Genomic DNA, 23,898 nt, shown 5'->3' on the forward strand with positions numbered 1-23,898 from the left:
GTCATGATTCTGCCTTGGCTAATCCTGATCCCCTTCATCGGCGGCCTGCTGTGCTGGATGGGTGAGCGCTTCGGCGCTACCCTCCCGCGCTGGATTGCGCTGTTGACCATGACCCTGGAACTCGCACTCGGCCTCTGGCTGTGGGCCCACGGTGACTATTCATTCGCACCGGCGCCGGGCGCCGATCCGACCTGGGCGCTTGAGTTCAAGCATGTCTGGATCCAGCGTTTCGGCATCAACGTGCACCTGGCCCTCGACGGCCTGTCGCTGTTGATGATCCTGCTGACCGGCCTGCTGGGTATCCTCTCGGTACTTTGCTCGTGGAAAGAGATTCAACGTCACGTTGGCTTCTTCCATCTCAACCTGATGTGGATCCTGGGCGGTGTGGTCGGCGTGTTCCTCGCCCTCGACCTGTTCATGTTCTTCTTCTTCTGGGAAATGATGCTGGTGCCGATGTACTTCCTCATCGCGCTCTGGGGTCACAGTTCTTCGGACGGCAAGAAAACCCGGATCTACGCAGCGACCAAATTCTTCATCTTCACTCAGGCGTCCGGCCTGATCATGCTGGTGGCGATCCTCGGCCTGGTGCTGGTCAACTTCAACAACACCGGCGTAATCACCTTCAACTACGCCGACCTGTTGAAAACCAAGATGTCGATGACCACCGAGTACATTCTGATGCTCGGCTTCTTCATCGCCTTCGCGGTCAAGCTGCCAGTGGTTCCGTTCCACTCCTGGCTGCCTGATGCTCACGCCCAGGCACCGACTGCCGGTTCCGTCGACCTCGCCGGTATCCTGCTGAAAACTGCGGCCTACGGTCTGCTGCGTTTCGCCCTGCCGCTGTTCCCGAACGCTTCGGCCGAGTTTGCGCCGATCGCCATGACCCTCGGTCTGATCGGGATTTTCTACGGCGCGTTCCTGGCGTTCGCCCAAACCGACATCAAGCGTCTGATTGCCTTCTCTTCCGTTTCCCACATGGGCTTCGTGTTGATCGGCATCTACTCCGGCAGCCAACTGGCGCTGCAAGGCGCAGTGATCCAGATGCTCGCGCACGGTCTGTCGGCAGCGGCACTGTTTATCCTCAGCGGTCAGTTGTACGAGCGTCTGCACACTCGTGACATGCGTGAGATGGGCGGTCTGTGGTCGCGTATCGCGTATCTGCCGGCGATCAGCCTGTTCTTCGCTGCGGCGTCGCTGGGCTTGCCGGGTACCGGCAACTTTGTCGGCGAATTCCTGATCCTGATCGGCTCGTTCGCCAGCGCTCCATGGGTCACGGCGATTGCTACTTCCGGTCTGGTGTTCGGTTCGGTCTACTCGCTGATCATGATCCACCGTGCCTACTTCGGCCCGTCGAAATCCGACGCGGTGCTGCACGGCATGGACGCGCGCGAACTGATCATGGTGCTCGGTCTGGCGGTGTTGCTGATTTACCTCGGCGTCTACCCGCAACCGTTCCTCGACACCTCTGCCGCCACCATGCATGGCGTGCAGCAGTGGCTCGGCACCGCCTTCTCTCAACTCGCTTCGGCCCGGTAAGAGCGCTATGGAATTCACGATTCAACACTTTATTGCGCTTGCGCCACTGTTGATCACCAGCCTCACCATTATCGTGGTGATGCTGGCAATCGCCTGGCGCCGCAACCACTCGCAGACCTTCCTGATTTCGGTGGCGGGTCTGAACCTGGCCCTGCTGTCGATCCTGCCGGCTCTGAAAGTCGCGCCTCTGGCCGTGACCCCATTGCTGCAGATCGATGCCTTCGCCTGCCTGTACATGGCGATGATTCTGGTTGCCACCCTCGCCTGCGTCACCCTCGCCCACGCTTATCTGGGTGATGGCGGTTCGGGCTACCCGGGCAATCGCGAAGAACTGTACCTGCTGATCCTGATGGCCGCCGCCGGTGGTCTGGTCCTGGTCAGCGCGCAGCACCTGGCCGGGTTGTTCATCGGTCTGGAATTGCTCTCGGTACCGGTCTACGGTCTGGTGGCTTACGCCTTCTTCAACAAGCGTTCGCTGGAAGCCGGCATCAAGTACATGGTGCTGTCGGCCGCCGGTTCCGCGTTCCTGCTGTTCGGTATGGCGCTGCTCTACACCGACGCCGGTTCGCTGAGCTTCGTTGGCATCGGTCAGGCCTTGGCCGCGACCGGCCTGCCAAGCCCGCTGGCGCAACTGGGCCTGGGCATGATGCTGATCGGTCTGGCGTTCAAGCTGTCGCTGGTACCGTTCCACCTGTGGACGCCGGACGTCTACGAAGGTGCTCCGGCTCCGGTGGCAGCGTTCCTCGCCACCGCTTCGAAGGTTGCAGTGTTTGCGGTGATGGTGCGTCTGTTCCAGCTCTCCCCCGCCGCCAGCAGCGGTGTGCTGAGCGACGTACTGAGCGTGATCGCGGTCGCCTCGATCCTGTTCGGTAACCTGCTGGCCCTGACCCAGAGCAACCTCAAGCGTCTGCTCGGTTACTCGTCCATTGCGCACTTCGGCTATCTGCTGATCGCGCTGGTGGCGAGCAAGGGTCTGGCGGTGGAAGCCATCGGCGTCTATCTGGTGACTTATGTGATCACCAGCCTCGGCGCGTTCGGCGTGATCACCCTGATGTCGTCGCCGTACAACGGCCGCGACGCCGACGCGCTGTACGAGTACCGCGGCCTGTTCTGGCGCCGTCCGTACCTGACCGCCGTGCTGACCGTGATGATGCTGTCCCTGGCCGGCATCCCACTGACCGCCGGCTTCATCGGCAAGTTCTACATCATCGCCAGCGGCGTCGAAACGCGTCAGTGGTGGCTGGTCGGCGCACTGGTACTGGGCAGCGCCATCGGCGTTTTCTACTACCTGCGCGTGATGGTCACCCTGTACTTGATCGAGCCAAACCTGCGTCGCCACGACGCCCAATTGCACTGGGAACAGAAGGCAGGCGGCGTGATGCTGCTGGCCATCGCCCTGGTCGCATTCTTCCTGGGCGTGTACCCGCAGCCATTGCTGGTGCTGGTACAGCAGGCGGGTCTGGCGGGCTGATTGCTCGGCTGATCTGGCTGGAAATGAAAACGGCACCTTCGGGTGCCGTTTTTTGTTTGTAGCGAAAGTCAATATCGCCGGCGTTTGTGCAAGCGTCATCGCGGGCAAGCCCGCTCCCACAGGTGTGTGTGTCGCTCATAGCATCCGGGTGCATCGCACACCCTGCAGGAGTGAGCCTGCTCGCGATGGCGTCCTACAAGTCGATGGATATGCTAACCGACCCACCGCTTTCGCGAGCAGGCTCGCTCCTGCAGTCTCGTGTACTGCCTGGGTTCTGGATACAGCATGAAAGCGTTTTGTACGATATTTTACCGGCCCACTCGCATCCTCATACAAACTCCGAAAGCTCTCTCCTTAACCTCCGTTTCGTCCTACAGCCAACCCCGGAGAACAGTTCTAAGGTAGGTGCCCTGGCAGGTGGATATTGAATCGAGGCGGGTAATGAAACGAGATATCTTTTGTGAGTTGATGGAGGGTGTCGATGCTTTGGCTGCCCAGCGACAATGCAATGTTGCGCAACTGCCCTATCAGCGCAGGTCGACGGATAGGACGCTTGGCTGCACGGAGCATTGGCGCGACTTTGCAGCGCTGAAATATTCTGGCTATATTTATCCAGAATACAGAGGTGAGCTGATGATCATCGTTCCGCTGGCTGAGGCCAAAAACAGTTTATCGAAACTCGTCGATGATGCCGCTGCTGGCCAAGTCATCACGATTGCCAAGCATGGCCGGGCGATGGCTCGTCTTGTTCCGATAGGGAGATCCAGCGCACAGCGCATTGGCGCGATGAAGGGCAAACTCGTACTGCCCCAGGATTTCGACTCACCTCTTTCCGACGAAATATTGGATGCATTTGAAGGCACGCAGGCATGAGGCTTCTGCTTGACACGCATATTCTGCTCTGGACGCTAAGTGATGATGCCAGACTGACCACCAAAGCCAGAAAAATCATTGAAAATGCAGCCGATATCTACGTCAGCGCGGCAACATTCTGGGAAATGGCGATCAAGGTCGGACTTGGAAAGCTGAATGTCGACCTGGAAGAAATCCGTCAATATTGCATTGATAGCGGGTTTATCGAATTGCCAGTGAGCGCAGAACACGCGATTGCGGTGAAAGATCTTGAACACCATCACCGGGATCCGTTTGACCGCATTATTGTGGCCACAGCAATGACCGAGCCGATGAAGCTGCTCACGGCTGATCCTTTGGTGGCTCAGTACACCGATCTGGCCGTTCTGGTCTGACCCGGCGGTGGCAAGTCAGTCGACATCATTGTGTTTCACACATCGCTTTCGCGAGCAGGCTCGCTCCCACAATGGATAGGTCTGCTCAAAACATCCGATGACACCTTAGCTCCTGTGAGAGCGAGCCTGCTCGCGAAAGCGGCAGATCAGGCAGCAAAAAAACGGCACCTTCCGGTGCCGTTCGCTTCTTACATTTCCAACATCACTTGCGCGCATCCGCCCACGATTTCAGCAGTTCGCTGTAGCTCACGGTCTCGCCCTTCGGCTTCTCGTTGGCCAGTTTCGGCTTCGGTGCGCCCGGTTGATCGAACCAGTATTGCGCATCGCGCTCCGGGTTCATTTTCGGTGCGCACACGGCCTGGGCCTTGGAGCGTTCGAGGCGGGTCATGATCGCGTCCTGATCCTTGGCCAAACCATCCAGCGCCTGTTGCGGAGTCTTCTCGCCGCTGGCCGCTTCGGCGATGTGGCTCCACCACAGTTGCGCCAGACGCGGATAGTCCGGCACGTTGGTCCCGGTCGGGGTCCATTGCACGCGGGCCGGGCTGCGGTAGAACTCGACCAGACCGCCGAGCTTCGGCGCCATATCGGTCATTGCCTGCGAGTTGATGTCCGACTCGCGAATTGGCGTCAGGCCGACGATGGTTTTCTTCAGCGATACGGTTTTCGAAGTAACGAACTGTGCGTACAGCCATGCCGCCAGTTTCTGCTTCTCAGGCGTGGACTTCATGAACGTCCACGAACCCACGTCCTGATAGCCGAGCTTCATGCCCTCCTCCCAATATGGCCCGCGCGGCGATGGTGCCATGCGCCATTTCGGCGTGCCGTCGGCGTTGACCACTGGCAGGCCCGGTTTGGTCATGTCGGCGGTGAACGCGGTGTACCAGAAAATTTGCTGGGCGATGTTGCCCTGCGACGGTACCGGGCCGGACTCGGAGAAGGTCATGCCGGCCGCTTCCGGTGGCGCGTATTTTTTTAGCCAGTCGACGTATTTGGTGGTGGCAAACACCGCCGCCGGGCCATTTGTGTCGCCGCCACGGGTCACGCTGGAGCCGACCGGGTGGCAGTCCTCGACGCGAATGCCCCACTCGTCGACCGGCAAACCGTTGGGAATGCCCTTGTCGCCGCCACCGGCCATGGAGAACCAGGCATCGGTGAAGCGCCAGCCCAGCGACGGGTCCTTCTTGCCATAGTCCATGTGGCCGTAGACGCGTTTGCCGTCGATTTCCTTGACGTCTTCGCTGAAGAATTTGGCGATGTCTTCATAGGCCGACCAGTTCACCGGCACGCCCAGCTCGTAACCGTACTTTTCCTTGAACTTGGCTTTCAGATCGGCGCGTTCGAACCAATCGGCACGGAACCAGTACAGGTTGGCGAATTGCTGGTCGGGCAGCTGATAGATCTTGCCGTCCGGCGCGGTGGTGAAGGAGATGCCGATGAAGTCCTTGATGTCGAGGGTCGGCGAAGTGAAGTTCTTGCCTTCGTTGGCCATCAGGTCGGTGATCGATTCGGTCTTGCCGTAGCGGAAGTGCGTGCCGATCAGGTCGGAGTCGTTGACCCAGCCGTCATAGATATTCTTGTCCGACTGCATCACCGTCTGCATTTTCTCGACCACGTCGCCTTCCTGCAGCAAGTCGTGGGTGAGTTTGATCCCGGTGATTTCGCTGAAGGCCTTGGCCAGCACCTTCGACTCGTATTCGTGGGTGGTCAGGGTCTCGGAAACGACCTTGATGTCCATGCCGCGAAAGGGCTCGGCGGCCTTGATGAACCATTTCAGTTCTTCCAGCTGCTGTTCGGCCGTCAGGGTCGAGGGCTTGAACTCGCTGCCAATCCATTTTTTTGCAGCATCTTCGTAGGCGTCGGCCCAGGCAGATGCGCTCAAACCGCTGAGTGCCAGCATGGCTGCCAATGAAATGCTATGTCGCAGCTTATTGTTTTTATCGAACATAGAGACCTCCTGTTTAAGTTGTGGAGCCGCGTTGCCGAACGATTCGACTAGCCCCAACGCATCACAGCCAACAGCCACACCAGGGACAACGCGGACGCCACCCAGATGCTCCAGTCGGTGACGCCGATTACCAGCAAATGCAGGTAGGCGCTGCCGAGAAGACCGATAAACAAGCGATCGCCACGGGTGGTGGCAATCGGTAGAAACCCGCGCCGCAGAATGCTCGGCGAGCGCAATTCCCAGGTGGTCATGCCCACCAGAATCAGACCGATGCCGATGAAGAACGCGGCGGTCGGTGTCGTCCAGCTCATCCATTCCATCATCTGCTCCTCAGACCCGGCCGAGGGCAAAGCCCTTGGCCACGTGGTTGCGCACAAACCAGATCACCAGCATGCCCGGCAGAATGGTCAACACCCCCGCCGCTGCCAGCACGCCCCAATCGATCCCCGACGCCGACACGGTGCGGGTCATCACCGCCGCAATCGGCTTGGCGTTGACCGAGGTCAGCGTGCGCGCCAGCAGCAGTTCGACCCAGGAAAACATGAAGCAGAAAAACGCCGTGACACCGATGCCGGAACCGATCAACGGAATGAAAATCTTCACGAAGAACTTGGGGAAACTGTAGCCGTCGATGTAGGCGGTTTCGTCGATCTCCTTGGGCACGCCGGACATGAAACCTTCGAGAATCCACACCGCCAGCGGTACGTTGAACAAGCAATGCGCCAGGGCCACGGCGATGTGCGTGTCGAACAGGCCGATCGATGAATACAACTGAAAGAACGGCAGCAAGAACACCGCCGGCGGCGCCATGCGATTGGTCAGCAGCCAGAAGAACAGGTGCTTGTCGCCGAGGAAACGATAGCGTGAAAACGCGTAAGCCGCTGGCAGCGCCACACTCAGGGAAATCACCGTGTTTAGGCTGACGTAATACAGCGAGTTGAGATAGCCGGTGTACCAGCTCGGATCAGTGAAGATCACCTTGTAGTTCGCCAGCGTGAAGTCCTGTGGGAAAAGCGTCAGGCCGCCGAGGATTTCGGTGTTGCTCTTGAACGACATGTTCAGCAGCCAGTAGATCGGCACCAGCAGGAACAGGATGTAGACCAGCAACGGAATCAGCTTTCTTTTGCTCATGGCCGGGCCTCAACGGTTGGCATCGGAGTGCGTCATGGCGGTATAGAACAGCCAGGACACCAACAGGATGATCAGGAAGTACACCAGCGAAAACGCCGCTGCCGGACCGAGGTCGAATTGCCCTACAGCCATCTGCGTCAACGTCTGACTCAAGAAGGTCGTGGCATTGCCCGGCCCGCCGCCGGTGAGCACGAACGGCTCGGTGTAGATCATGAAACTGTCCATGAAACGCAGCATCACCGCGATCAGCAGCACGCTTTTCAGCTTGGGCAATTGAATGTGGCGGAACACCGCCCACGCCGAGGCGCGATCAATGCGCGCGGCCTGGTAATACACGTCGGGAATCGCCCGCAGGCCGGAGAAACACAACAGCGCGACCAGAGAAGTCCAATGCCAGACGTCCATCACCAGCACCGTCACCCAGGCGTCCATGGTGTTGGCCGCGTAGTTGTAGCTGATGCCCATCGCGTTGAGGCTGGAACCGAGCAGGCCGATGTCGGCGCGGCCGAAAATCTGCCAGATGGTGCCGACCACGTTCCACGGAATCAGCAGCGGAATCGCCAGAATGATCAGCACCACCGAGGACCAGCGGCCCTTGGTCGGCATGGTCAGCGCGACGGCGATGCCCAGCGGTATTTCAATCAGCAGCACGCAAGCCGAATAGATGAACTGGCGCAGCAGCGAGTCGTGCAGACGCGGATCGAGCAGCACTTGCTTGTACCAGTCGGCACCGACGAAGTAGCGGCTGGACTGGTCGAAGATGTCCTGCACCGAATAGTTGACCACGGTCATCATCGGGATCACCGCACTGAACGCCACCAGCAGAAACACCGGCAACACCAGCCACCAGGCCTTGTTGTTCTGCACTTTGTTCATGGCTGCGCCTCCTCGTCGCTGACTTCCAGGAGAAATTCATCGGCATAGACCATCAGCCACTGCGCCGGAAAACTGATGTATGCCGTGCCCTGGGACACCGGTTTGTCTTCGGCCAGACGCACCTTCAACGGCGCGCCGTCGAGGTTGAGGGTCATGATCTTGTAGGTGCCGAGGTCTTCGACGTGTACGACTTTGGCCTGCATCGCGTCGTCAAACGGCTCGTCCCACACATGAATGAACTCCGGGCGGATGCCGACCTTGAGATTTTTCCACTGGCCGTGCTCGATATGGCGCTGCAAGGCGTCGGACAACGGCAAGTGTGTCGAAGCGAAACCGACGCCACCGGGCTGCGGCTGCACCTCGATCAGATTCATCCCCGGGCTGCCGATGAAATAGCCGACAAAGGTGTGGCTCGGCCGCTCGAACAATTCCCGTGGTGTGCCGAACTGGACGATCTGGCCGCCGTACATCACGGCGATCTTGTCAGCGAACGTTGAGGCTTCGAGCTGATCGTGGGTGACGTAGACCATGGTGATGTTGAACTGCTCGTGGATCTGCTTGAGCTTGCGCCGAAGCTTCCACTTCAGGTGCGGGTCGATCACCGTCAGCGGCTCGTCGAAGAGGATTGCGGATACGTCGTCGCGCACTAGCCCCCGGCCCATCGAAACTTTCTGCTTTTCGTCGGCGGTGAGGTTGCGCGCCTTCTTGCTCAGCAGGTTTTGCAGGTCGAGCACTTCGGCGATTTCCTGCACCTTGCTGTGCACTTTCGCCTCGGCCATGCCCTGATTGCGCAGCGGGAAAGCGAGGTTGTCGAACACGGTCATGGTGTCGTAGACCACCGGAAACTGGAAAACCTGGGCGATGTTGCGCTTCTCCGGCGTGAGGTCGTTGACCGCTTTGCCGTCGAACAACACATGGCCCTGGGACGGGCTGAGCAGGCCGGAAATGATGTTGAGCAAGGTCGATTTGCCGCACCCGGACGGGCCGAGCAAGGCATAGGCACCGCCCTGCTCCCAGACGTGATCCATCTCACGGATCGCATAATCCTCCGCGCCGCTCGGGGTTTTGCTGTAGCTGTGGGCGAGGTGTTGCAAACGGATTTCGGCCATCAGGCAACCCTCGCGACACGCCGACCCGGTGCTTGCACCAGACGGCCCTGCGCATCGAAAACGAACAGTTTGTGGGTCGGGATATAAATGCGGATCGGCGCATCGACGTCGTATTCGTGAACCCCGGGCAAGTGCAGCACCAACAGAAAGTGCTCGTTGCGCACGTGCAGGAAGGTTTCCGAACCGCTGATCTCGGCAACCTCGACGGTCACCGCCAATTCGAGATCGTCATCGTTGCTCGGCACCAGCGAGATATGGCTCGGCCGGACGCCAAATCGGAACTCGCCCTCGCCCACCGGGCGCAGGTCGACGTTCAATGGAAAGTGGACGAAATTGGCGAAGCTGACTTCGTTGCCGGCAATGCGTCCCGGCATCAGGTTGATCGGCGGTTCAGAGAACAATTCAGCGGCGAGCACCGATTGCGGCTGATGATAGACCTCGGTCGACGGCCCGCTCTGGATCACCCGGCCTTCGTGCAGGATGGTGGTGGTGCCGCCGAGGGCCAGCGCTTCGTTGGGTTCGGTGGTGGCGTAGATGGCGATGGTGTGGCGGGCCTTGAACAGCTCGCGCATTTCCTGACGCAGCTCTTCACGCAGCTTGTAGTCGAGGTTGACCAGCGGCTCGTCGAACAGTATCAGTTCAGCATCCTTGACCAGTGCGCGGGCCATGGCCGTGCGTTGCTGCTGCCCACCGGAGAGCTCCAGCGGATAGCGCCGCAAGAACTTCTCGATGCGCAGCATGCGTGCGGTTTCCTGCACCTTGCTGTGAATGATCTCTTTCGAGATGCCGGCCTGACGCAGTGGCGAGGCGATGTTCTCGAACACGGTCATGGTCGGGTAATTGATGAACTGCTGATAGACCATCGACACGTTGCGCAGCCGCACCGGGCGCTGGGTAACGTCGACGCCGTTCATCAGCACGCGGCCGCTGTCGGGCTTGTCGAGGCCGGCCATCAGGCGCATTAGGCTGGTCTTGCCGGACAGCGTGCGCCCGAGCAGAACGTTGAAGGATCCGGGTTCGAATTTCAGGCACGCATCGTCGATCCAGATCTGGCCCTCGACGGTACGGCTGACGTGCTCCAGGGTGAGTGACATGGCTCGGCCTTTGTTATTTTTGGAGTCAAGCGACCGGAGCAACAGAGCGACATTCGTGCCAGAAATGGCAAGTGGTTGATTTGTCTTGAGAAGCAGTGTTTACGGGGGCAAGCGGCGTTCACAGCTGAACACTTTTGAACAGTCGGGGTGATTGACAATGAACAATAGTGAACAACACTCTATGAACGCTTTTTGCCAGAGCTCATCAACGCCGAAGATCCAATGTGGGAGCGGGCTTGCTCGCGAATGCGCAGTATCAGTCACCGAATCAGTTGAATGACACACCGCATTCGCGAGCAAGCCCGCTCCCACAGTTGATCTGGGTTGTGTTCAGGATTTGGGTTCATAACAACAATAAAAATCGCTGCATCAGAGGCTGACCTGCCATGGCCGCACCTGCTTCGCCGCTGTCCCACGATGCGATCGTCCAGACCTCCTGGCAACGTTGCCGCGCGTTCGGCCTCGACCACCAGAGCACGCCTGCCTTCGATCAATTGCCCGCCGCCGGCATCGCGCGATTGCTCGACAGCCACCATTCACTGGTGCAGACCACGCATCAGGAAGTCCTGCCCTACTACGAAAACATCCTCAGCAATTCCAACTGCCTGATCATGCTCGCCGACAATCAGGGCCAGGTGCTGACCTCGTGGGGCACGCAGCGCTTTATCGAGCCGAACCTGGCCCGGGGCTTTCAGGCCGGGGCGAGCTGGATGGAGCGCAGCAGCGGCACCAATGCGATCGGCACCGCACTGGCCTGTGAGCAGGCGGTGCACATCGAACACGACGAACACTTTCTCAAGGCCAACCGCTTCATGACCGGCTCCGCCGCGCCGATCTTCGACGCCGAGCGCAAGGTCATCGCCGTGCTCGATGTCTCCAGCGACAGCTATCTGCCACCCTCGCACACCCTCGGCATGGTCAAGATGATGAGCCAGACCGTGGAAAACCGGCTGATCCTCAACCTGTTCCATGGCCAGCACTTTCAACTGACATTCAACACCGGGTTGAACAACCTCGACAGCCAGTGGGCCGGGTTGCTGATCTTCGATGAAAGCGGTCAAGTGCTGTCGGCCAATCGCCGTGCCGACAATTTGCTCGGTGTGCGTCTGTCGCGGGTGAGTGTCGAAAGCCTGTTCAAGGTGTCGCTGCTGGAGTTGATCAACCAGCCCGAGGGTCTGCCGTTTGCTTTGCAGACCTCCGGGCGCAACCGCTTTCAGTGTTTGTTGAAGCGGCCGAAACAGGCACCGGTGCAGGCGCGGGTGTTTGTCGCCGAGGACCAGCCTGCGCCAGCCAGCGCGATCAGCCTCAATACGCTGCATTTCGGCGACAGTCGCGTGGAAAAAGCCGTGCGCCAGGCCGAGCGTTTGCTGGAAAAAGACATTCCGCTGCTGATCCACGGTGAAACTGGAGTCGGCAAAGAAGTCTTCGTCAAAGCCTTGCACCAGGCCAGCTCTCGACAAAAACAGGCATTCATCGCAGTGAACTGCGCGGCGATCCCCGCTGAACTGGTCGAGTCGGAGTTGTTCGGTTACGAGAAAGGCGCGTTCACTGGGGCCAACCAGAAAGGCAGCATCGGCCTGATCCGCAAGGCCGACAAAGGCACGCTGTTTCTCGATGAGATCGGCGATATGCCTTTGCCGACTCAGGCGCGCTTGTTGCGGGTGTTGCAGGAGCGCTGCGTACAACCGGTGGGCAGCAGCGAGTTGTTCCCGGTTGATCTGCGCATTATTTCGGCGACCAACCGTTCGTTGCGCGAGCAAGTGCAATTGGGCCGGTTTAGGGAGGATTTGTATTACCGCATCGGCGGTCTGACCCTGGAGCTGCCGCCGTTACGTGAACGCAGCGACAAGCAGGCGCTGTTCAAACGGTTGTGGGAGCAACATCGCGAGCCGACGCAATGGGCGGGACTGAGCCCTGAGGTGCTGGAGCTGTTTGCAAAGCACCCGTGGCCGGGGAATTTGCGGCAGGTCAGCAGCGTGATGCAGGTGGCGTTGGCCATGGCCGAGGAGCAACCGGTGCGGCCAGAGCATTTGCCGGATGATTTTTTTGTCGATCTGGAGATGGAGCCAGTGGAAACGGCGGCGCCGTTGGGACTGGATTTGAATGATGTTGAAGCGCTGAATCGCGAGTTGAAGGCGGCCGGGGGGAATATTTCGCACCTGGCGCGGCGGTTGGGGGTGAGCCGGAATACGCTTTACAAGAGGTTGCGGCAGGCTGAATGACAAGTTGTCTGGACGGGCCTCTTCGCGAGCAAGCCCGCTCCCACAGGGCATTTGTATCGTGCATTGAAAATCGATCGTTCCCACGCTCTGCGTGGGAACGATCATCGTAGGGGCTTTGGGCCTCAGTCAGTCAGACGCCAGGTAGTCCCACCCTTGCCATCTTCCAGCACCACACCCATCGCTGTGAGCTGATCACGAATCCGGTCCGACTCGGCCCAGTCCTTCGCAGCCCGTGCCGCCAGACGCGCCGCAATCAGCGCATCGACTTCAGCCGCATCGACCCGCCCTTCAGCGCCGGCCTGCAGGAAGTCATCCGCCTCCAACTGCAACACACCCAGCACACTCGCCAGTTCTTTCAGGCGCGCCGCCAGACCGGCCGCTGCAGCAAGATCGCTCTCGCGCAGGCGGTTGATCTCACGCACCATCTCGAACAGCACGGCGCAGGCTTCAGGGGTGCCGAAGTCGTCGTTCATCACCGTGGTGAAACGCTCGACGAACGCTTCGCCACCGGCCGGCGCCACGCTCGGCAGGCCTTTCAACGCGTGGTAGAAACGCTCCAGTGCGCCCTTGGCGTCCTTGAGGTTGTCTTCCGAATAGTTGATCGCGCTGCGGTAGTGGCTCGATACCAGCAGGTAACGCACGACTTCCGGGTGGTACTTGTCGAGCACGTCGCGGATGGTGAAGAAGTTGTTCAAGGATTTGGACATCTTCTCGCCATTGATGCGAATCATCCCGCAATGCATCCACGCGTTGGCGTAGGTCTTGCCGGTGGCCGCTTCGCTCTGGGCGATTTCGTTTTCGTGGTGCGGGAACTCCAGGTCGCTGCCGCCGCCATGAATGTCGAAAGTCTCGCCGAGGCAGCAGGTCGACATCACCGAGCATTCGATGTGCCAGCCCGGACGCCCGGCGCCCCATGGCGATTCCCAGCTCGGCTCGCCTGGCTTGGCGGCTTTCCACAGGACGAAGTCAAGCGGATCTTCTTTCGACTCGTCAACTTCGATACGTGCGCCGATGCGCAGGTCTTCGATCTTCTTGCGCGACAGCTTGCCGTAGCCCATGAATTTGGCGACGCGGTAGTACACGTCGCCATTGCCCGGCGCGTAGGCGTAACCCTTGTCGATCAGGGTCTGGATCATCGCATGCATGCCGGCGATGTGATCGGTGGCGCGCGGTTCCATGTCCGGCTTCTGGATGTTCAGGCGCGCTTCGTCTTCGTGCATCGCGGCGATCATGCGCTCGGTCAGCGCTTCGAACGACTCACCGTTCTCGCGGGCGCGATTGATGATCTTGTCGTCGATGTCGGTGATGTTGCGCACGTAGGTCAGGTCATAACCGCTGAAGCGCAACCAGCGCGTCACGAGGTCGAACGCGACCATGCTGCGGCCGTGGCCGAGGTGGCAGTAGTCGTACACGGTCATCCCGCAGACGTACATGCGCACCTTGTTGCCATCCAGCGGCTTGAAGACTTCTTTGCTCTTGGTGAGCGTGTTGTAGATCGTTAGCACGTTAGTTCCTTGACTCACTCACTGGCCCCACGAATCACGCAGGGTCACGGTACGGTTGAATACCGGCTGACCGGGTTTCGAGTCCTTCAGGTCCGCGACGAAGTAGCCTTCGCGTTCGAACTGGAAACGGTCTTCCGGCTGTGCGTTGCCGAGCGATGGCTCGGCGCGACAGCCGGTCAGCACTTGCAGCGAGTCAGGGTTGATGTTGTCGAGGAAACTGGCGCTGTCTTCGGCCTTCTCCGGGTTCGGCGAACGGAACAGGCGATCGTACAGACGCACTTCGCACTCGACGCTGGCGGCGGCCGGCACCCAGTGGATCACGCCTTTGACCTTGCGCCCTTCCGGGTTCTTGCCGAGGGTGTCCGGGTCGTACGAGCAACGCAGTTCGACGATATTGCCGTCGGCGTCCTTGATCGCTTCGTCGGCACGGATCACGTAGCTGCCGCGCAGACGCACTTCACCGGCCGGTTCCAGGCGCTTGTAGCCCTTCGGCGGCTCTTCCATGAAGTCTTCACGGTCGATGTAGATTTCCCGGGCAAACGGCAGCGCGCGCACGCCCATGTCTTCTTTCGGGTGGCGTGGCAGTTCGAGGTTTTCGACCTGGCCTTCCGGGTAGTTGGTGATGACCACTTTCAGCGGACGCAGCACGCACATGGCGCGTGGGGCGCTGTGGTCGAGGTCGTCACGGATGCTGAATTCAAGCATGCCGAAGTCGACCACGCCGTCGGAACGGTTGGTGCCGATCATTTCGCAGAAGTTGCGGATCGATTTCGGTGTGTAGCCACGGCGGCGGAAGCCCGACAGCGTGGACATGCGCGGATCGTCCCAGCCGTTGACGTGCTTCTCGTCAACCAATTGCTTGAGCTTGCGCTTGCTGGTGATCGTGTAGTTCAGGTTCAGGCGGCTGAACTCGTATTGGCGCGGGTTCGCCGGCACCGGCAGGTTCTCCAGGAACCACTCGTACAGCGGACGATGGCTTTCGAACTCGAGGGTGCAGATCGAATGGGTGATGCCTTCGATGGCATCCGACTGACCGTGGGTGAAGTCGTAGTTCGGGTAGATGCACCACTTGTCGCCGGTCTGGTGGTGATGAGCGTGGCGGATGCGATACATGATCGGGTCGCGCAGGTTCATGTTCGGCGAGGCCATGTCGATCTTCGCCCGCAGCACGCGGGCGCCGTCGGGGAATTCACCGGCCTTCATGCGCGCGAACAGGTCGAGGTTTTCCTCAACCGAACGGTCACGGAACGGGCTGTTCTTGCCCGGCTCGGTGAGGCTGCCACGATATTCCTTGGCCTGCTCCGGGGTCAGGTCGTCGACGTAGGCCTTGCCGGCCTTGATCAGCTCGACCGCCCAGTCGTGCAACTGGTCGAAATACTGCGAGGCGTAGCGCACTTCACCGGACCATTCGAAGCCCAGCCATTTGACGTCGCTTTCGATGGCGTCGATGTATTCCTGATCTTCCTTGGCCGGGTTGGTGTCGTCGAAACGCAGGTGCGTGACGCCGCCGAACTCCTGGGCCAGGCCGAAGTTGACGCAGATCGACTTGGCGTGGCCGATGTGCAGGTAGCCGTTGGGCTCCGGCGGGAAGCGAGTCACGATCTGGGTGTGCTTGCCCGAGTCCAGGTCTGCCTGGATGATCGGCCGCAGGAAGTTGACCGGCACGGCAGGGCCGGACTTGGCATTCGAGGTAGGGTCGACAGTGGGCTTGCTCATAGGATCCTTGACGTACAGGTGCGCGGCCGCAAAGAGGGGCCAGACAAAACAAAGCCGCTATCATAGCCGATGCTGTCAAGGGCCTGACAGAGCACCCCCGATAAAGGCATGCATTTAATCGCAGGGATTTGAAAAACCGCCTCGAAATTCGCGCCTGTCACGCTAAACTGCGCACCTTGGCCGAAGCAGGCTGAACCGGTTGTGGTGCTCAATGTCCCAGAACCACGAATTCCCTATGAAGAGTAATGACCATGACTCAAGTCAAACTGACCACCAACCATGGCGACATCGTCATCGAACTGAACGCTGAAAAGGCGCCGATCACCGTTGCCAACTTCATCGAGTACGTCAACGCCGGTCACTACACCAACACCGTATTCCACCGTGTCATCGGCAACTTCATGATCCAGGGCGGCGGTTTCGAGCCTGGCATGAAAGAAAAGAAAGACAAGCGTCCAAGCATCCAGAACGAAGCGGACAACGGTCTTTCCAACGAAAAGTACACCGTCGCCATGGCCCGCACCATGGAGCCGCATTCGGCTTCGGCACAGTTCTTCATCAACGTCGCCGACAACACCTTCCTCAACCACAGCGGCAAGACCACTCAGGGCTGGGGCTACGCGGTATTCGGTAAAGTGACCGCCGGCACCGACGTTGTCGACAAGATCAAAGGCGTGTCGACCACTTCCAAGGCCGGCCACCAGGACGTACCAGCAGACGACGTGATCATCGAGAAAGCCGAGATCATCGCAGCGTGATATTGCTGATTTCAGACTTGCATCTGGAAGAGGAGCGCCCGGACATTACCCGGGCGTTTCTGGATTTGCTCGCCGGACGCGCCCGCTCGGCGAGTGCGTTGTACATCCTCGGCGACTTCTTCGAGGCATGGATTGGCGACGACGCCATGACGCCCTTTCAGCGTTCCATCTGCCAGGCCCTGCGCGATTTGAGCGACAGCGGCACGGCCATCTTTCTGATGCACGGCAATCGCGATTTCATGCTCGGCAAGGCCTTCTGCAAACAGGCCGGATGCACCTTGCTGAAGGATCCGAGTGTCGTGCAGTTCTACGGCGAGCCGGTGCTGCTGATGCACGGCGACAGCCTGTGCACCCGCGACGTTGGCTACATGAAGCTGCGCCGCTATCTGCGCAACCCGGTCACCCTGTTCATCCTCCGTCACCTGCCGCTGAGCAGCCGCCACAAACTGGCGCGCAAGCTTCGCAGCGAAAGCCGTGCACAGACGCGGATGAAGGCCAATGACATCGTTGATGTCACCCCGGAAGAGATACCACGGGTGATGCAGGAATTCGCCGTGAAAACCCTCATCCACGGCCACACTCATCGCCCGGCGATTCACAAGTTGCAGCTTGGTGAGCAGGCGGCGAAGCGGATTGTGCTCGGGGATTGGGATCGCCAGGGTTGGGCGTTGCAGGTCGATGAGAGCGGGTATGCCTTGGCGCCGTTCGACTTCGCCCCGCCACCCGCCCTGCCCGCCCCGAGCGCCTAAGGATCACTGCTATCCCTGTGGGAGCGGGCTTGCCCGCGATGAGGCCATCAATTCAACATCTCTGTTGACTGAAAATCCGCCATCGCGGGCAAGCCCGCTCCCACAGGTTATGTGTTGCCTCAATGTCCGGACGCGGCTGGCCCGGCCTTCGCGGCAAACGGCGGCTTAGCCAGCCACACAATCAGAATCAACCCCATGAACCCCCAGCCCAGCAACGTGAAGTAATCCACGGTGGAGAGCATGTACGCCTGGCTGGTCAGAATCTGATCCATCTGCGCATATGCCGACTGACTCGCCCCACCCAACTGATTCAAGGTCTCGCGGGTGGCAGGCTCAAACGTGCTGATGCTCTCGCTCATATACGCATGATGCTGATCGGCCCGGCGAATCCAGATCCACGTGGTCAGCGAAGCCGCAAAGCTGCCGCCCAAGGTCCGCAGGAAGGTCGCCAGACCGGCCCCGTCGGCGATCTGGCTCGGCGGCAGATCCGACATCAGGATGCTCAACGTCGGCATGAAAAACAGCGCCACGCCGATGCCCATGAACAACTGCACCAGCGCGATGTGCTGGAAGTCGACTTCGTTGGTGAACTCGGCACGCATGAAGCAGCTCAGGCCGATCGCCAGAAACGCAATGCCGGCGAGCAGTCGCAGATCGAACTTGTGCGCATACTTGCCGACAAATGGCGACAGCAGCACCGGCAGAATCCCGATCGGCGCCACGGCAAGTCCCGCCCAGGTCGCGGTGTAGCCCATTTGCGTCTGCAACCACTGCGGCAGGATCAGGTTGATGCCGAAGAAGCCTGCGTACCCCAAGACCAGCACCAGCGTGCCGATGCGGAAGTTGCGATAGGCGAACAGGCGCAGGTTGACCACCGGATGGCGGTCAGTCATTTCCCAGATCACGAATACCGCCAGCGCCACCACGGAAATCGCCGCGCCGACAATGATGAAGTTCGACTCGAACCAGTCCAGGTCATTGCCCTTGTCGAGGATCACCTGCAATGCGCCGACGCCAATGATCAGCGTGATCAGGCCGACGTAATCCATCGGCTGGCGACTGGTGACCACCGGCCGTTTCGCCAGTTGCGAACGGACCACCATCACCGCAAAAATGCCGATCGGCACGTTGATAAAGAAGATCCACGGCCAGCTGTAACTGTCGGTGATCCAGCCGCCGAGAATCGGCCCGGCGATGGGCGCGACCACCGTGACCATCGCCAGCAGCGCCAGGGCCATCCCGCGTTTCGCCGGGGGATAGACCGCGATCAGCAGGGTCTGCGTCATCGGGTACAGCGGTCCGGCCACCAGGCCTTGCAGCACACGAAAGCCGATCAGCTCAGGCATCGACGTCGAGATACCGCAGAGAAACGACGCCAGCACAAACAGCATCGTTGCCCACAGAAACAGTTTCACCTCGCCGAAGCGGCGGCTCAGCCAACCGGTCAGCGGCAACGCAATCGCGTTGCTCACGGCGAACGAAGTGATCACCCAGGTGCCCTGCTCCGAACTCACCCCGAGGTTGCCGGAAATCGTCGGCAACGCCACGTTGGCGATGGTCGTGTCGAGCACTTGCATGAACGTCGCCAGCGACAGGCCGATGGTGCTGAGCAACAGGCTGGGCGGCGTGAAAGAAGCGTTATTGCTCATTGTGAATCCTATGAAACCTGATGGTCGCTGCGGCCTGATGAACACAGCCGGCCCTGTGGTAGCAGGCCCTTGTGGCGAGGGGATTTATCCCCGCTGGGCCGCGAAGCGGCCCCTCTTTTGGCTCAGGAAAAACGGGCCTGCTGCGCAGTCCAGCGGGGATAAATCCCCTCGCCACAGATAACCCCTCACCACAGAGCCTGCTTCTGATCCGGTGTGCTCTCAGCGCTGTGCGGTCTTGCCTGCTGCTGCGCTGTTGTCGTGAATCAACTGGGCAATCATCGCGTCCGCTTCGGCCAGTTGGCGGTCATACACATTGGTGCTGAACGAGGCCTTTTGCGGCGGTTGCTGGGCCAGCACCGGGCCGCTCTGGTCGTGCAGATTGACCTCGACATTGGTCGACAGACCGACACGCAGCGGGTGCCTGGCCAGTTCTTCGGCATTGATGTGGATGCGCACCGGGACGCGCTGAACGATCTTGATCCAGTTACCGGTGGCGTTCTGCGCCGGCAGCAGAGCAAACGCGCTACCGGTACCGGCGCCGAGGCTGTCGACGGTGCCGCTGTATTTCACGTCGCTGCCATAAATATCGGCCTCGATATCCACTGGCTGACCGATGCGCATGTCACGCAGTTGGGTTTCCTTGAAGTTGGCGTCGATCCACAGTTGATCCAGCGGAATCACCGCCATCAACGCGGTGCCCGGCTGCACACGCTGGCCGAGTTGCACGGTGCGCTTGGCGACGTAACCGGTGACCGGCGCGATCAAGGTGCTGCGCGCATTGGTCAGGTAGGCCTGACGCAGATCGGCAGCCGCCGACATCACGTCCGGATGCGACGAGACCACAGTGTCGTCGACCAGTGCGCTGGTGGTTTTCAGTTGCTGTTTAGCGTTGGCCAGAGCGTTCTGCGCCGAGGTCAGGTCGTCGCGGGCGTGGGACAGTTCTTCCTGGGAAATCGCCCCGCCCTGCGCCAGATTCTTGCGTCGGTTGTAGTTGTCTTGCGCCTTCTGCACTTCGGCCTGTTGCGCATTGACCTGGGCTTTCATGCCGTCGACGTTGCTATACAACCCGCGCACCTGACGTACGGTGCGCGCCAGTTTGGCCTTGGCACTTTGCAGGCCGACTTCGGCGTCGTTGGGGTCGAAATTGACCAGCACCTGACCTTCCTGGACCAGATCACCATCGTCGGCGCCGATGCTGACCACGGTGCCGGTGACCAGCGGGGTGATCTCTACGACGTTGCCGTTGACGTAAGCATCGTCGGTGCTTTCGTTAAAGCGCCCGATAAATTCGTGATAGGCCCACACGCCGGCTATGGCGAGCAGGACGACCACGGCGAGGGCCAACAGCATCACCTTGCGTTTGCGCGGGTTGCCGGTGTCCGGGGTGTTGTCTTGAGCTTGGGTGTTTTCGGCAGTGGCCATGACAAATACCTTGAATTATGGGAGCGACGAGGCGGGGCTGGCGTTGGCTGCGTTCAGGTTTTCACCCTGAAAGCCGCCGCCCAGCGCTTGCATCAGTTGAATCGACAGGTCGATCTGCTCGGCATTGAGGGTCGCCAGCTGACGCTGGGCCTGGAGCAATTGCTGCTCGATGCTGAGCACGTCCAGGTAGTTGCCGATGCCGGAACCGTAACGCTGGACGACGGTGTTGTAAGAATCCTGAGCAATGTCGGTGGCGTGTTGCTGCGCACCGATCTGCCGGCCGATATCGCGCAGCTGATTGATGGTGTCGCCGACATCGCCGAGGGCTTTGACCAGACTCTTGTTGTACTGCGCCACCGCCAGATCGTAATCGGCGTCGCGGGCATCGAGGTTGGCGCGCAGGCGGCCGCCATCGAAGATCGGCACGGAAATGGTCGGGGCAATGTTGAAGAAGCGACTGGCCGAGCCGAACATCGCATCACCCAACAACGACTCGGCGCCGGCCGAAGCCGACAGGTTGAGGTTGGGATAGAAGCGGGTTTTCGCCGCATCGATGTCTTTGCTCGCCGCTTCGACGCGCCAGCGTGCCGCGACCAGATCCGGGCGGCGCCCGAGCAGTTCCGCCGGCAATACCGACGGCACTGCCACGGCACTGGCCTGCAGGACTTTCGGTCGGGCGATCTCGTTGCCGCGATCCGGGCCTTTGCCGAGCAATACCGCCAAGGCGATTTTCGCGCTGTTCAAGCGTTTTTCCGCGTCGATCAGGCTGGCCTGAGAACTGGCCTCAAGACTCTGGGTTTGCTGGAACTGGTACTGGCTGTCGATCCCCGAACTCAAGCGGCGCTGGCTGAGATCAAGCATTTGCCGGGTGCGCTTGAGGTCTTCGCTGGCGAGGTCATAAACGATGTGCGCCTGACCGAGATCGCTGTACGCGCGGGCGACGTCAGCGGCGAGGGTCAGCTGGGCGGCCTGACGGTCGACTTCAGCAGCACGGGCCTCACCGAGTGCGGCTTCCCAGGCATCGCGCTGGCCGCCCCACAAGTCGAAGTTGTAATTGAAGCCGGCACTGACATTGCGCACCGTCGCGTAGGCGCCGCCCTGCCCCAACGGATCCTGGTCACGGGCCAGACGCGAACGGCTGACGCCGGCGCTGGCATCGAGGGTCGGATAGCGTTCGGCATCGGCGGCATACGCGGCGGCACTGGCCTGATGGGCGCGGGCTTCGGCGATCTGCATGTCCGGGCTATCGTGCAGGGCTTCACGGATCAGGCCGTCGAGCTGCGGATCGCCGAGGCTGCTCCACCAATCGCTTTTCGGCCACGCCGCCGGTGACAGCGTGACGCCGTCGAGAGACTGCGCTGTCTTCAGTTGCGCCGCGTCGAGGCGCTGGCCTTCAGTGTCGAGGCCGCTGTAATTGGCGCAACCGGCGAGGATCATCGCCGACAGCAGCAGCGTCAGGCTGCTGCGCAAGGTCTTAGCGCTCATTGTGGTCACCTAAGCGCTGAAGGGTGATCGGGTCACCGGCAGCCAGCAGGATTTTCTTGAGGATGTATTCCAGGTTTTTCAACTCCTCGCGGGAGATCGCGCCGGCCAGCTCATTCATCGCATCGGCACCGATCTGCGGCAGGCGATCGGTCAGTTGCTGGCCCTGTTCGGTCAGTTTCAGTTGCACCTGCCGGCGGTCGTCTTCGCTGCGTTGGCGAATCAGAAAAGCCTTCTGCTCGAGGCGATCGAGCATGCGCGTCATCGACCCGCTATCGAGCGACAGATGCCGGCACAGCTCGGCCGGCGTGTCGACGCCGAACTGGGCCATGATGATCAACACCTTGAACTGCGCGGCGGTGATGCCGTGAGGTTCCATATGCGTGTCGATGATCCGGTCCTTGAGCAACGCGGCACGACCGAGCAACAAGCCTAGGTGGCAATGTTTGAATTCTTCCGGGGTGAAATGCTTCATGGTTCGACCTGATAACTGCCTAGGCAGTGAATGTATGTCGAGATGTTACTGCTTAGGCAGCGAATGTCAACGCAATAGTTAGGGGACTTGGTAATTAGTTGACCAGTGGGCTGGGTTTTATTGCGTGGGCAACCGCATTCGCGAGCAGGCTCGCTCCCACATAGAACGCATTGGTGCAGGAAAAACACATGCAGTGTGGGACCGGGCTTGCTCGCGAAGGCGCCCTTTCATTCACCATCGATGGTGCGGCTGACGGCCTCATCGCGAGCAGGCTCACTCCTACAGGAAACGCATTTGCGCAGGGAAAACACAGGCATTGTGGGAGCGGGCTTGCTCGCGAAGGCGTCGTCTCATTCACCACCAATGGTGCGGCTGATGGCCTCATCGCGAGCAGGCTCGCTCCCACAGGGCACGCATTGCAAGTGGGGAGCGTCTGCGTCTTCTAGGAATCGCCTGATATTCAGGCTTGAGTGCCGTGGCTAACGTACGCCGCTCATCCGCCGACACGAAAAGCCCTCTTCATGAAGCGTTTCCAAATCCAGCGCTCGCTCCTGTTCTGTACCGCAGTCACCCTGCTTGCCTGCGCTTCGAATGCCATGGCTGGCAGCTGCGTGGCAGTCGATTCGAAACTCGACACCCTCAACTTTGGCGCCAGCCTGGCCAGTTCGACTCTGAACATTGCTGCCGACACACCCAATGGCACCGTGGTTTATCAGGACACCGTGCAGTCGGTCGGGCACATCTGGAGCTGCTCGAAGACGTCCATGTTCGGCTTTCTGATGAATCCGAAACTGGGCACCGCCAGCGGTACGGAAACTCTTTTTCCGTTAGGCAAAAGCGGCTTGTCCTACCGCATCTGGTTCACTGCACTGGACCGCTACCAATCAGCGCCGCAGGCCATTGCACCCAACACCAGCTATGGTTTCGGTGCAAATTCGGTGCGCCTGGAAATCGTCAAGACCGGCGCGCTGGCACCGAAAGTCAACATCGATGCAGGGTATCTAGGCAGCCTGCAGGACGATGATCTGATCCTGAAAAAACTCAACCTGATGAACCCCATCGTACTGAACGCCGCCTCCTGCGAGACACCTTCCGTGCCGGTGGCGATGGGCGACGATTATCAACTTCATGAATTTCGCGAAGCCGGCGCCAAGCCGCGCACGGTGCGCTTCGATATTGCCCTGAACCAATGCCAGACCGGCATCAAGAAAGTCACCTATTCGCTCAAGGCCAACACACAGGTGATCGATGCGACCAAGGGCATCGTCGCACTGAATGCCGGCTCCACCGCCAAAGGCATCGGCCTGCAAGTGATGAATGAAGCGGGCCAGCCAATCGCTTTCGACACGACCTACCCGTTCGATGCTTTCACCACCACCGGGCTCAATTTCAAGATCCCGTTGTCAGCCGCGTATTACCGCCTGGGCAATGAAGAGCTCAGCGCCGGCAGCGCCAATACCGAAGTGACCTTCATCGTCAATTACCTGTGAAGTCTTTAAGAATCGTCTGAT

Annotated in this window: 20 protein-coding genes; 8 read left to right on the top strand and 12 right to left on the bottom strand. The window is 60.0% G+C overall.

From position 1 onward, the window contains the following. The first annotated feature begins 3 nt into the window (after positions 1-3). The 4 genes from nuoM (at position 4) to ACZ0AZ_RS25660 (ending at position 4,254) form a co-directional block, all read left to right on the top strand. Positions 4-1,536 carry an NADH-quinone oxidoreductase subunit M gene (gene nuoM / locus ACZ0AZ_RS25645; RefSeq protein ID WP_016775285.1) on the top strand — a complete coding sequence of 511 codons (1,533 nt, stop codon included), beginning with the start codon at positions 4-6 and terminating at the stop codon, positions 1,534-1,536. A 7-nt stretch (positions 1,537-1,543) separates the two neighbouring features. Then, a complete protein-coding gene (gene nuoN, locus ACZ0AZ_RS25650) occupies positions 1,544-3,007 on the top strand; it encodes an NADH-quinone oxidoreductase subunit NuoN (protein WP_463538420.1) in 1,464 nt (487 codons plus the stop codon). A 441-nt stretch (positions 3,008-3,448) separates the two neighbouring features. Then, positions 3,449-3,880 carry a type II toxin-antitoxin system Phd/YefM family antitoxin gene (locus ACZ0AZ_RS25655; RefSeq protein ID WP_463538421.1) on the top strand — a complete coding sequence of 144 codons (432 nt, stop codon included), beginning with the start codon at positions 3,449-3,451 and terminating at the stop codon, positions 3,878-3,880. After that, positions 3,877-4,254, top strand: a complete 378-nt coding sequence (locus tag ACZ0AZ_RS25660; protein ID WP_110645494.1) for a type II toxin-antitoxin system VapC family toxin — start codon at positions 3,877-3,879, stop codon at positions 4,252-4,254. Before ACZ0AZ_RS25655 ends, ACZ0AZ_RS25660 begins: the two co-directional genes overlap by 4 nt. A 202-nt stretch (positions 4,255-4,456) precedes the next feature. On the opposite strand, the gene ACZ0AZ_RS25665 is transcribed toward ACZ0AZ_RS25660, so the two are convergent. From ACZ0AZ_RS25665 to ACZ0AZ_RS25690, 6 genes are read right to left on the bottom strand one after another with little or no spacing between them, the layout of a single operon-like run. Further along, complete coding sequence (locus tag ACZ0AZ_RS25665) at positions 4,457-6,199, bottom strand: ABC transporter substrate-binding protein (protein ID WP_129999555.1); 1,743 nt, start codon at positions 6,197-6,199, stop codon at positions 4,457-4,459. 47 nt (positions 6,200-6,246) lie between these two features. After that, positions 6,247-6,519 carry a DUF2160 domain-containing protein gene (locus tag ACZ0AZ_RS25670; RefSeq protein WP_038861868.1) on the bottom strand — a complete coding sequence of 91 codons (273 nt, stop codon included), beginning with the start codon at positions 6,517-6,519 and terminating at the stop codon, positions 6,247-6,249. Positions 6,520-6,529: 10 nt separating this feature from the next. After that, positions 6,530-7,330: a carbohydrate ABC transporter permease gene (locus ACZ0AZ_RS25675; RefSeq protein ID WP_003192012.1), complete on the bottom strand. Its 801-nt coding sequence runs from the start codon at positions 7,328-7,330 to the stop codon at positions 6,530-6,532. A gap of 9 nt (positions 7,331-7,339) precedes the next feature. Continuing rightward, positions 7,340-8,206: a carbohydrate ABC transporter permease gene (locus ACZ0AZ_RS25680; RefSeq protein ID WP_007912484.1), complete on the bottom strand. Its 867-nt coding sequence runs from the start codon at positions 8,204-8,206 to the stop codon at positions 7,340-7,342. Continuing rightward, complete coding sequence (locus ACZ0AZ_RS25685) at positions 8,203-9,315, bottom strand: ABC transporter ATP-binding protein (protein ID WP_463538422.1); 1,113 nt, start codon at positions 9,313-9,315, stop codon at positions 8,203-8,205. Before ACZ0AZ_RS25685 ends, ACZ0AZ_RS25680 begins: the two co-directional genes overlap by 4 nt. Continuing rightward, a complete protein-coding gene (locus tag ACZ0AZ_RS25690) occupies positions 9,315-10,409 on the bottom strand; it encodes an ABC transporter ATP-binding protein (RefSeq protein ID WP_463538423.1) in 1,095 nt (364 codons plus the stop codon). The genes ACZ0AZ_RS25685 and ACZ0AZ_RS25690 overlap by 1 nt, the downstream gene beginning before the upstream one ends. 386 nt (positions 10,410-10,795) lie before the next feature. Here ACZ0AZ_RS25690 and ACZ0AZ_RS25695 point away from each other — a divergent pair, with 386 nt between their 5' ends. Next, positions 10,796-12,631: a sigma-54-dependent Fis family transcriptional regulator gene (locus ACZ0AZ_RS25695; protein ID WP_463538424.1), complete on the top strand. Its 1,836-nt coding sequence runs from the start codon at positions 10,796-10,798 to the stop codon at positions 12,629-12,631. 122 nt (positions 12,632-12,753) lie between these two features. Here ACZ0AZ_RS25695 and cysS read toward each other — a convergent pair whose 3' ends face one another. Together cysS and ACZ0AZ_RS25705 are read right to left on the bottom strand one after the other, a co-directional pair. Then, a complete protein-coding gene (gene cysS / locus ACZ0AZ_RS25700; protein ID WP_129999559.1) occupies positions 12,754-14,136 on the bottom strand; it encodes a cysteine--tRNA ligase in 1,383 nt (460 codons plus the stop codon). Positions 14,137-14,154: 18 nt separating this feature from the next. After that, entirely contained in the window at positions 14,155-15,852 is a 1,698-nt protein-coding gene (locus ACZ0AZ_RS25705; protein ID WP_024013424.1) for a glutamine--tRNA ligase/YqeY domain fusion protein, read from the bottom strand. A gap of 251 nt (positions 15,853-16,103) precedes the next feature. Between ACZ0AZ_RS25705 and ACZ0AZ_RS25710 the strand changes: the two genes are divergently transcribed. Together ACZ0AZ_RS25710 and lpxH are read left to right on the top strand one after the other, a co-directional pair. Beyond that, positions 16,104-16,610: a peptidylprolyl isomerase gene (locus ACZ0AZ_RS25710; protein ID WP_353187546.1), complete on the top strand. Its 507-nt coding sequence runs from the start codon at positions 16,104-16,106 to the stop codon at positions 16,608-16,610. Continuing rightward, positions 16,607-17,359: a UDP-2,3-diacylglucosamine diphosphatase gene (gene lpxH, locus ACZ0AZ_RS25715; protein WP_039763330.1), complete on the top strand. Its 753-nt coding sequence runs from the start codon at positions 16,607-16,609 to the stop codon at positions 17,357-17,359. Before ACZ0AZ_RS25710 ends, lpxH begins: the two co-directional genes overlap by 4 nt. 119 nt (positions 17,360-17,478) lie before the next feature. Here lpxH and ACZ0AZ_RS25720 read toward each other — a convergent pair whose 3' ends face one another. The 4 genes from ACZ0AZ_RS25720 to ACZ0AZ_RS25735 all read right to left on the bottom strand — a co-directional run bounded on the left by ACZ0AZ_RS25720 (position 17,479) and on the right by ACZ0AZ_RS25735 (position 22,387). After that, positions 17,479-19,008: a DHA2 family efflux MFS transporter permease subunit gene (locus ACZ0AZ_RS25720; RefSeq protein ID WP_039763332.1), complete on the bottom strand. Its 1,530-nt coding sequence runs from the start codon at positions 19,006-19,008 to the stop codon at positions 17,479-17,481. 219 nt (positions 19,009-19,227) lie between these two features. Then, positions 19,228-20,430 carry an HlyD family secretion protein gene (locus ACZ0AZ_RS25725; protein WP_129999561.1) on the bottom strand — a complete coding sequence of 401 codons (1,203 nt, stop codon included), beginning with the start codon at positions 20,428-20,430 and terminating at the stop codon, positions 19,228-19,230. 15 nt (positions 20,431-20,445) lie between these two features. Continuing rightward, positions 20,446-21,915 carry an efflux transporter outer membrane subunit gene (locus ACZ0AZ_RS25730; protein WP_463538425.1) on the bottom strand — a complete coding sequence of 490 codons (1,470 nt, stop codon included), beginning with the start codon at positions 21,913-21,915 and terminating at the stop codon, positions 20,446-20,448. After that, complete coding sequence (locus ACZ0AZ_RS25735) at positions 21,905-22,387, bottom strand: MarR family winged helix-turn-helix transcriptional regulator (RefSeq protein ID WP_415762065.1); 483 nt, start codon at positions 22,385-22,387, stop codon at positions 21,905-21,907. The genes ACZ0AZ_RS25730 and ACZ0AZ_RS25735 overlap by 11 nt, the downstream gene beginning before the upstream one ends. A 521-nt stretch (positions 22,388-22,908) precedes the next feature. Between ACZ0AZ_RS25735 and ACZ0AZ_RS25740 the strand changes: the two genes are divergently transcribed. Next, positions 22,909-23,877, top strand: a complete 969-nt coding sequence (locus tag ACZ0AZ_RS25740) for a fimbrial protein (protein WP_463538426.1) — start codon at positions 22,909-22,911, stop codon at positions 23,875-23,877. Positions 23,878-23,898: the final 21 nt, after the last annotated feature.

This window comes from Pseudomonas sp. AC239 (genome assembly GCF_979258545.1).

Bases quoted from the DNA above. Each gene is read 5' to 3' on its own strand.
- ACZ0AZ_RS25720 (WP_039763332.1), bottom strand. From the start codon at position 19,008: ATGAGCAATAACGCTTCTTTCACGCCGCCCAGCCTGTTGCTCAGCACC.
- ACZ0AZ_RS25705 (WP_024013424.1), bottom strand. From the start codon at position 15,852: ATGAGCAAGCCCACTGTCGACCCTACCTCGAATGCCAAGTCCGGCCCT.
- ACZ0AZ_RS25725 (WP_129999561.1), bottom strand. From the start codon at position 20,430: ATGGCCACTGCCGAAAACACCCAAGCTCAAGACAACACCCCGGACACC.
- nuoM (WP_016775285.1), top strand. From the start codon at position 4: ATGATTCTGCCTTGGCTAATCCTGATCCCCTTCATCGGCGGCCTGCTG.
- ACZ0AZ_RS25670 (WP_038861868.1), bottom strand. From the start codon at position 6,519: ATGGAATGGATGAGCTGGACGACACCGACCGCCGCGTTCTTCATCGGC.
- ACZ0AZ_RS25655 (WP_463538421.1), top strand. From the start codon at position 3,449: ATGAAACGAGATATCTTTTGTGAGTTGATGGAGGGTGTCGATGCTTTG.
- nuoN (WP_463538420.1), top strand. From the start codon at position 1,544: ATGGAATTCACGATTCAACACTTTATTGCGCTTGCGCCACTGTTGATC.
- ACZ0AZ_RS25685 (WP_463538422.1), bottom strand. From the start codon at position 9,315: ATGGCCGAAATCCGTTTGCAACACCTCGCCCACAGCTACAGCAAAACC.
- ACZ0AZ_RS25740 (WP_463538426.1), top strand. From the start codon at position 22,909: ATGAAGCGTTTCCAAATCCAGCGCTCGCTCCTGTTCTGTACCGCAGTC.
- ACZ0AZ_RS25680 (WP_007912484.1), bottom strand. From the start codon at position 8,206: ATGAACAAAGTGCAGAACAACAAGGCCTGGTGGCTGGTGTTGCCGGTG.
- ACZ0AZ_RS25735 (WP_415762065.1), bottom strand. From the start codon at position 22,387: ATGAAGCATTTCACCCCGGAAGAATTCAAACATTGCCACCTAGGCTTG.
- ACZ0AZ_RS25695 (WP_463538424.1), top strand. From the start codon at position 10,796: ATGGCCGCACCTGCTTCGCCGCTGTCCCACGATGCGATCGTCCAGACC.
- ACZ0AZ_RS25675 (WP_003192012.1), bottom strand. From the start codon at position 7,330: ATGAGCAAAAGAAAGCTGATTCCGTTGCTGGTCTACATCCTGTTCCTG.
- ACZ0AZ_RS25710 (WP_353187546.1), top strand. From the start codon at position 16,104: ATGACTCAAGTCAAACTGACCACCAACCATGGCGACATCGTCATCGAA.
- ACZ0AZ_RS25665 (WP_129999555.1), bottom strand. From the start codon at position 6,199: ATGTTCGATAAAAACAATAAGCTGCGACATAGCATTTCATTGGCAGCC.
- ACZ0AZ_RS25730 (WP_463538425.1), bottom strand. From the start codon at position 21,915: ATGAGCGCTAAGACCTTGCGCAGCAGCCTGACGCTGCTGCTGTCGGCG.
- ACZ0AZ_RS25690 (WP_463538423.1), bottom strand. From the start codon at position 10,409: ATGTCACTCACCCTGGAGCACGTCAGCCGTACCGTCGAGGGCCAGATC.
- ACZ0AZ_RS25660 (WP_110645494.1), top strand. From the start codon at position 3,877: ATGAGGCTTCTGCTTGACACGCATATTCTGCTCTGGACGCTAAGTGAT.